We start from the raw sequence: 7,238 nt of genomic DNA on the forward strand, positions 1-7,238 counted from the left end.
CAAAACGCCACCCTATTTCTTTATACATTGCCGGTAGATGGTTTTGAAATCGTTTCGTGAGGGGATAAAGTCGGCAAAGGTTGCCTGGGTCAGACGAATAAACCGGGACAAAGAGAACAGGAGCATCACGGAGAAAGCGATGCTGCAACTGATCGCCGCGCCCAAAGCGCCCAGATGCGGGATCAACAGTAAGGCGGCAACCGACAACGCAAGTAGTCCGAGCGCCGAACAAGCCGCACTCGTGCGGACACGTCCGCTTCCGATAAAGAAATGGCTGAGTACGTTATTGCATCCGAAGGCAATAATACCGATGGAAAGGGCTAAAATCACTTGGCGCACGCCGGCAAACTCAGCCCGGAAGAGCACTTCGGTGTACACCCATTCCGGGATCAGGGCGATACAGCCCATAACGAGGACCAGGGCCAGTAAAGTGAATTTAAAGAACCGTAAGGTGATGGTTTTCTGCTCATGCAGATCCGTCGTTTTGGCCACACTATTATACTCCAACAGGCTGACGCTCCGGCTGATGTGCCAAACGCTCTCGGAGACCTTCGTTCCGGAGTCCAACAAACCGACACTTCCCAGTCCACCGAAATATTGCAACAGGAAATAGTTCAAACGGGTCGTCAGATTCTCCGCCAGGTTGTCGGCACTGGCCCATAAGCCGTACGTAAACATCTCGCGCAGGACCGAAAGGGCGGAGACCGCCGCGTTTTCTTTCTCTTTCAGGTAAGGAATCACCCAGATCAGGCTCACCACAAAAGCAAGTAGGCTCGACAGATAGGAGGCGTAGATAAAAGAGTGGATATCCGGACGGTCGAACAGGTAATAAAGGCATAAGACGGAGACGAAGAGCCCGGCTCCCTGCAATACATAGACGATATTAAAGGCTTTGATCCGGTCTTTGCCCAAAAGAAACCGGGCATTGGCGGTCACCAAAGAGTTCAATAAGGCCAATACCCATACGGTGCCGAAATAACCCGCCGGGATCAATCCCGGAAGATACATCAGGGCGCAGGCAATCAGCGCCGCGCCGACCGTCCAGCCGTAAGCGATCGGGAAAAGCGTACGCACCGTGTGACGTCCCATGAAATAAACCAGCGTATTCCCGCTGAATATCCCACAGATGATCACCACGATATTGACCGAAGCGATCAGAATACCGACCAGACCGACCCCTTTCAGCCCCAACACCTTCGCATTGACCATGATCAGGATGAGGTTCAACAGGGCTACCAGGTAGCGGGTGCCGATCGTGCCTAATAGTTTCTTAACCACTGATATTTAGATTATCTAACAGTCGGACATAAAGGTCTATCGCTTCCCGGATCTCGGAAGTGCGGATATATTCGTCGGCGGTATGCGAGCGGGAGGAGTCGCCCGGACCGATCTTGACCGAAGGGAAAGGCATCAGTGCCTGATCGCTCAGGGTTGGGGAGCCGAACGGTTCTTTATCCAACAATAGCGCCCGTTGCACGAAAGGATGCTCGGCGGGTGTGCGGCTGGAATTCAACCGGAAACTGCGCGCCTTCACCTCGCAGGCGACCTGCGCCGCGATCAGACCGTACAGTTCTTCGTTCGGATAAAACTCATTCGTGCGCACGTCCACCGTGAACGTGCAGCGGTCGGGAATCACATTGTGTTGCGTGCCAGCCTGTATCATCGTGACATTCATCTTCACCGGACCCAACAGGTCGCTTTGCAGGGGGAACCGGTAGGTGTTGAACCATTCGATATCTTTCATCGCCAGGGTGATGGCATTGACGCCTTCCTCGCGCGCCGCATGTCCGGATTGTCCGACGGCGACACAGTCCAACACCATCAAACCTTTCTCCGCCGTTGCCGGCCGCATGCCGGTCGGTTCGCCGACCAGGGCGAAATCGATCCGCGGCAGATCGGGCAAAACGCTTTCGATACCGCCTTTGCCCGATACTTCTTCTTCGCACGAGGCCAGAAAGATCAGGTTATACGGCTGGGGACGGCTGCCGAGCAGGGTGAATGCCGCGTAGAGGGCGACCACACTGGCTCCCGCATCGTTGCTTCCCAGGCCATACAATAGTTCGTTTTCCTCTTCCCCGGGCGAAAAAGGATCACGGATCCATCCGGCGACGGGACGCACGGTATCGATATGCGAGTTCAGGAGAATCGTCGGCCGGCCGAAGTCGAATCCCGGGGCAATGAGCCACAGGTTGTTCCCTTTCCGGTGCACCTGATGGGCATCGCGGCTCCAAAGTTCCTGCAGATAATCGGCAACACCCTGTTCTTCCCGGCTGAATGAAGGAATGCGGATCATCCCTTTCAACGTATCTACCGCATGATAATATGATTCTTCCCCATGCATAATTTATAATTTATAATTCATAATTATTCTCCGGTCTTCCGCCAGTTGCTCTTTCAGCTCCTCGACAGAATCGAACCGGATATCGCCCCGCACGTAGCGGACAAAGGCAACACTAATCTCTTCGTTATAGATATCTTCTGAGAAATCGAAGATGTTTACTTCCAGAGTGATGTTCTCTCCATTGTTGAGTGTCGGCCGGTTACCGATATAAAGCATGCCAGCATAGCTTTTTCCTTTCAGATACACCCGGACAGCATAGACACCAATTGCCGGAATGATTTTGAAAGGCTCATCCAATTGGATATTCGCCGTGGGAAAACCCAGCTTGCGCCCGACTTTGAAGCCGGCCACGATGGTTCCCCGGATCTGATAGCGGTAGGTCAACAATTCCGCGGCCTCGTCCACCCGCCCCTCGGCGAGCAACCGGCGCACTTCGGACGAGCTCACGTGAAGATTCTCCGCCGTATACGGATTGGCACGGATCACCTCCATACCACATTCGCGCCCGTAAGCGATATATTGCTCAATGCCGTCGGCTCGGTCGTAGCCGAAGCGATGATCGTAGCCGACCAATAACGTTTTGACGTGCAGATCGCGGGCCAATACCCGGTGGATAAACTCTTTCGCGCGCAAGCGGGAGAGCTCGGGCGTAAAGTCGAGAACGATACAGTAATCGATCCCTGTTTCCTCGAGGTGTTTGAGTTTTTCTTCGAAAGAATTCAACAGTTTGGGTTGATAGTCCTGCTGAAGGACCTTGCGCGGGTGTTGCGGAAAGGTGATCACGGCCGTAGCCAGCGACAACCGCTCGCCCGCCTCTTTCATCTGATCGATAAGAAAACGATGTCCCAGGTGAACCCCGTCAAAAAAGCCGACAGTAACGATCAGATCCATTCCGTCCAGCTCTTTCGTATCCCTGATAATGACCATTTTGTCTTTTTATTTCTGATAAAAAGGCAAAGATAGGGGAATAAATTGTGATTTATCCGCAGTTCAGGAGAAAGAACAGAAGAAAGAAACAAAAAAGGGAACGGTGAAATCGACCAGGATACCGTGGAAGATGGAGACAAAAACCATATCTTTCCCGGCATAGCGGGTGATAATCGGTAGCGTCGTATCCATCGTGGTCGCCCCTCCGGCACAGATCGGTGCCAAACGCCCGAAATAGCGCACAAAGAGCGGCGCGCCAAGCAAAGCAAAGATTTCGCGGATGATATTCGCCATCAACGCGATCGTGCCCAGTTCGGTGGCCATCTGCACCCCAAGACTTGCCGTCTTCATCTCCGTAATCAGGATGGAAGAAAGCGAATAATAGGCAAAACCGCTGCCGACAGCCAGGCAATCGAACACGCTCCATTGGGTGATAAACAGGCTCACCAGGGCCGAAAAAGAGAGTGTGCCGACAATCGTCGACAAGGGTACCAACAACAAACGCGGACGGATACTCGACAGGATCTGTTTCAGTTTCTTATCACTGCCGATACTCAGTCCGACCAGGAACATCAACAGGTAGAGCACATAGACCGTAATATCGTTCTCCAAAATCACATCCGGCAACGCCCCGCTCCAACCCAACAGACAGCCCAACACAAAGAAGCCGACAACAACCAGACTGCCTTTCATTCCGCCCTCCTTTCTTTAAAGAAATAACGATAGACCAGGCCGGCCACCACCACACTGCCCAACGTGCCGGCCGCAGCCAACAGGAAGGCTTGCCAACCCAGCGTGGTCAGGTTGTTCATAATATCCGGATTGCTCCCCACGGTGATGCCCAACAAGAACAACAACAAATAGATGGTCAAAGAGATCGGCTTACCCACTTTTTGCAGGATCTCCACTTTGCGCAATACATAACCGACGGCAATGCCGCCAAACATGATACCTATGACTATAAACATCGTTTTCCTCTATCTTTAAATCGAAGCAAAGGTAAGGAATAGAAAGTGTTCTGCAAAGAAGAAAACCCGGATGTATAGCGGATGTATATCTATTGTAGACTAAACCTTCGGGGTGATCCCCCAAAAAAAGTCGGCAGCTTTTCCAAAAAGGCCGCCGGAGTTTCCCAAAAGGCCGGCGGCCTTTTTCAAAAAGCTGCCGGCCTTTTTTTGAGGCGGCCAACTATTCTTTTTTCTTGAAAGTAATCGGATAATACTGAGAGCCATCGTCGCCTCTGCCCGAGAGCTTGCCCTCTTTATAAGTCAGCAGAATTTCGATCGGATAGCCGTCGACATAGACGGTGCAAAGGTAACCGTCGGCTTTCTCGGTAAACGAATTGACTTTCAGCGTAGCATCACTCAATTTGAATTCACCTTTCAGTTGGCCTTCCTCCAGAAAGAGCTTGGCTTCCCCTTTATCATAACCATAAGGGGCATCCGAAACGGTGAACGACCATTCGCCAACGAAAGGTGCGGGATTCAACTTCTTCTCTTGCGCGGCAAGCGACAGAGAGAAACACAGACAAAACACAAACGCGGTAAGCTTGAACAGATTCTTTTTCATAACATTCACGGTATTACATTCTCTACAAATGTAATAACTATTCTTACAACAAGAAGAGCTTCAGGCAAAGAAATAAAAGGATAAAAACGAAAAAGAGACTGCCGAAGCACAGGTAACGGGTGACGGATTGCTGGCGGCGGCGCTTCTTCAACTGCTCGATATGCGTCATCACCTGCTCGTCGAAATGCTCACCCAGAGGCAATAACATCTCCGCTTCGGCAGAGACAAACCAGGATTTATAAGGCAACAAGTCGGGCGGAATGATCGAGCCGGAGAAGAAGCGGCGAAGCTCCCGCTCCTCCTCGACCGTAGTCCCACATTCCCAATATTTATCCAATAATCTGTTTATATCGCTGTAATCCATAGCTATCTCTATTTAGCCCACCAGAAAAAGATCCTTACAGGCAGACAGTTCCGTTTTCTTCTGCAACGAAATATTACGCGTGACCACCATACAATACGCCGGTAGATTATCAATCACCTCAAGATGTGTCCGTTGATCCCATACTCTCAACATCACCTCCTGAACAATCTGCTTCGACTGCCCCGCATCGTGCGTGATCCGGTAAGATACCCTGTAAAGGTGATCTTTCAAAGGCAGTATTCGGGATGTAAAATCATTTGCTTTCATACATTTCATTCTCTAATCACTACTTATAAGACGAACAACTCCCCCCGTTGGTTGCACTTTGCCCGCCTTTTTTTCACTCTTTATCTAAACGACAACCAAACAAGGCGAAGTATAACATCCAATGATCAGATATTTTTTGTATGTTTGTTCAATAAATCGAAGGTAGGATGCACCTCAGCATATCTCAAGCAAGCTTGGATCTGCATTCGGCTTTCACTACCTTTGTTCCAAACAATAAAATTATGCTACTGACAACAACAAACTCACTGGAAGGGAAAGAGATTATCCAGTATTTCGGAATCGTTTCGGGCGAAACCATCATCGGAGCAAACATCGTGAAAGACTTCTTTGCCGGTATCACCGACATCGTAGGCGGACGCTCCGGAAGTTATGAGAAAGTGCTCAAACAAGCCAAAGACGCCGCACTGCAGGAAATGGCCGATCAGGCCACCCGCATGGGAGCCAATGCCGTGATTGGCATCGATCTGGATTATGAAACGGTAGGATCCACCAATAGCATGCTGATGGTGACAGCGGCCGGAACGGCTGTGCGGTATAAATAAGAAACAAAAACGTCGGCATCATACCGACTAATCCATAGCTAACAGATGCGACACCGAATAGACATCGAACAATTCGAACGGAAGAACTCCATCCATTTCTTTCAGAACTTCCCCGACCCCAACATATCCATCACCTCCGAGGTTGAATGCACCGGAGCACGGGCACGGGCAAAAGCCAGAGGCGTATCTTTCTTTTTATACTACGCCCATGCCATGCTCAAGGCGTGCAATGAAATCAAAGAATTCAAATACCGGATGGATACAGCGGGAGAATTATACTATTATGATACGATCGACGCCCTGGCCGTGATCCGTACCGGCGAAAATGGCAGGTACAACACCCTGCGCTTCCCCTATCACGAAGAGCTGCAGACATTCGCCCAGACAGCCTGCCGCATCATCGACGAACACGAGGTCAGCACAAGCCCTTTCGAGAGTGAAGAAGACTGCCCCCAAGACGACCTGGGCGTGTTCCTCCTCAGCGCCCTGCCCACCCTGAGCTTTACCGGCATCTCCTTTGCCCATCAAAGCGCGATGGATGGCTACCCGCTCTCCCTGATCGGCAAACTCATCCAGCGCGAAGGCAAAGAATACATACCCATCGGCCTCAAAGTAAACCACGCCTTCATCGACGGCCACCACCTCGCCCTCTACTACCAAAGAGTTTCCACCCTCCTTATGACCTCCTAAGAACTCATAAGAACTCATAAGAGCTTAAGAACTCATAGGAATTCATAAGAACTCATAAGAACTTAAGAACTCATAGGAACTCATAGGAATTCATAGGAACTCATAAGAATTCATAAGAGCTCATTCCCTTAATCGTATTATAAGCACACAGATAACGCAGATAAAGCACAAATGACCGCAGATAAAATTTAAACAATAATAATCTGCGGTCATCTGTGCTTTAGTCTGCGTCATCTGCGTGCCCTATCCCCTAGCCCTCCTAGGATTCCTATGAATTCCTATGAGTTCTTATGAGTTCCTATGAGCTCTTAAGCTCTTATGAGCTCTTATGAGTTCCTATGAGTTCCTATGAGTTCTTAAGCTCTTATGAGTTCTTATGAGCTCCTAAAAACAAAAAAAGAGCCTACTTCTTTCGAAATAGACTCTCTTACTTAAAACGGCAGCTACCTACTCTCCCACCTTGTGAGCAGTACCATCGGCGTGGTGAGGCTTAACTTCTCTGTTCGGAATGGGAAGA

The 7,238-nt window shown here is 50.1% G+C and carries 10 protein-coding genes; 2 read left to right on the forward strand and 8 right to left on the reverse strand.

Annotated elements, in window-relative coordinates:
• Positions 1-12: 12 nt before the first annotated feature.
• The 8 genes from M2133_RS11085 to M2133_RS11120 form a co-directional block, all read right to left on the reverse strand.
• Positions 13-1,278 carry a polysaccharide biosynthesis C-terminal domain-containing protein gene (locus M2133_RS11085; RefSeq protein WP_277466190.1) on the reverse strand — a complete coding sequence of 422 codons (1,266 nt, stop codon included), beginning with the start codon at positions 1,276-1,278 and terminating at the stop codon, positions 13-15.
• The gene (locus M2133_RS11090) at positions 1,271-2,341 is read right to left on the reverse strand and encodes a M20 family metallo-hydrolase (protein ID WP_277466191.1); all 1,071 of its coding nucleotides are present in this window, start codon (positions 2,339-2,341) and stop codon (positions 1,271-1,273) included. The genes M2133_RS11085 and M2133_RS11090 overlap by 8 nt, the downstream gene beginning before the upstream one ends.
• Positions 2,342-2,344: 3 nt before the next feature.
• The gene (locus M2133_RS11095; protein ID WP_277466192.1) at positions 2,345-3,268 is read right to left on the reverse strand and encodes a bifunctional riboflavin kinase/FAD synthetase; all 924 of its coding nucleotides are present in this window, start codon (positions 3,266-3,268) and stop codon (positions 2,345-2,347) included.
• Positions 3,269-3,331: 63 nt separating this feature from the next.
• On the reverse strand, positions 3,332-3,961 hold the full coding sequence (locus M2133_RS11100; RefSeq protein WP_277466193.1) for a lysine exporter LysO family protein: 630 nt from the start codon (positions 3,959-3,961) through the stop codon (positions 3,332-3,334).
• A complete protein-coding gene (locus M2133_RS11105) occupies positions 3,958-4,236 on the reverse strand; it encodes a LysO family transporter (RefSeq protein WP_277466194.1) in 279 nt (92 codons plus the stop codon). The genes M2133_RS11100 and M2133_RS11105 overlap by 4 nt, the downstream gene beginning before the upstream one ends.
• A 220-nt stretch (positions 4,237-4,456) precedes the next feature.
• A complete protein-coding gene (locus tag M2133_RS11110) occupies positions 4,457-4,837 on the reverse strand; it encodes a hypothetical protein (RefSeq protein ID WP_277466195.1) in 381 nt (126 codons plus the stop codon).
• A gap of 43 nt (positions 4,838-4,880) precedes the next feature.
• Positions 4,881-5,201, reverse strand: coding sequence for a hypothetical protein (locus tag M2133_RS11115; protein ID WP_277466196.1), 321 nt, complete (start codon positions 5,199-5,201; stop codon positions 4,881-4,883).
• Between the two features lie 12 nt (positions 5,202-5,213).
• Positions 5,214-5,468 (reverse strand): sigma factor, encoded by a 255-nt coding sequence (locus tag M2133_RS11120; protein WP_277466197.1) that lies wholly within the window; start codon positions 5,466-5,468, stop codon positions 5,214-5,216.
• Between the two features lie 242 nt (positions 5,469-5,710).
• Here M2133_RS11120 and M2133_RS11125 point away from each other — a divergent pair, with 242 nt between their 5' ends.
• Positions 5,711-6,031 (forward strand): YbjQ family protein, encoded by a 321-nt coding sequence (locus M2133_RS11125; RefSeq protein ID WP_277466198.1) that lies wholly within the window; start codon positions 5,711-5,713, stop codon positions 6,029-6,031.
• Positions 6,032-6,076: 45 nt separating this feature from the next.
• Positions 6,077-6,721 (forward strand): CatA-like O-acetyltransferase, encoded by a 645-nt coding sequence (locus M2133_RS11130; RefSeq protein WP_277466199.1) that lies wholly within the window; start codon positions 6,077-6,079, stop codon positions 6,719-6,721.
• The last annotated feature ends 517 nt before the right edge of the window (positions 6,722-7,238 follow it).

The organism is Parabacteroides sp. PF5-6 (assembly GCF_029504695.1).
Classification (GTDB): Bacteria; Bacteroidota; Bacteroidia; order Bacteroidales; family Tannerellaceae; genus QVMG01.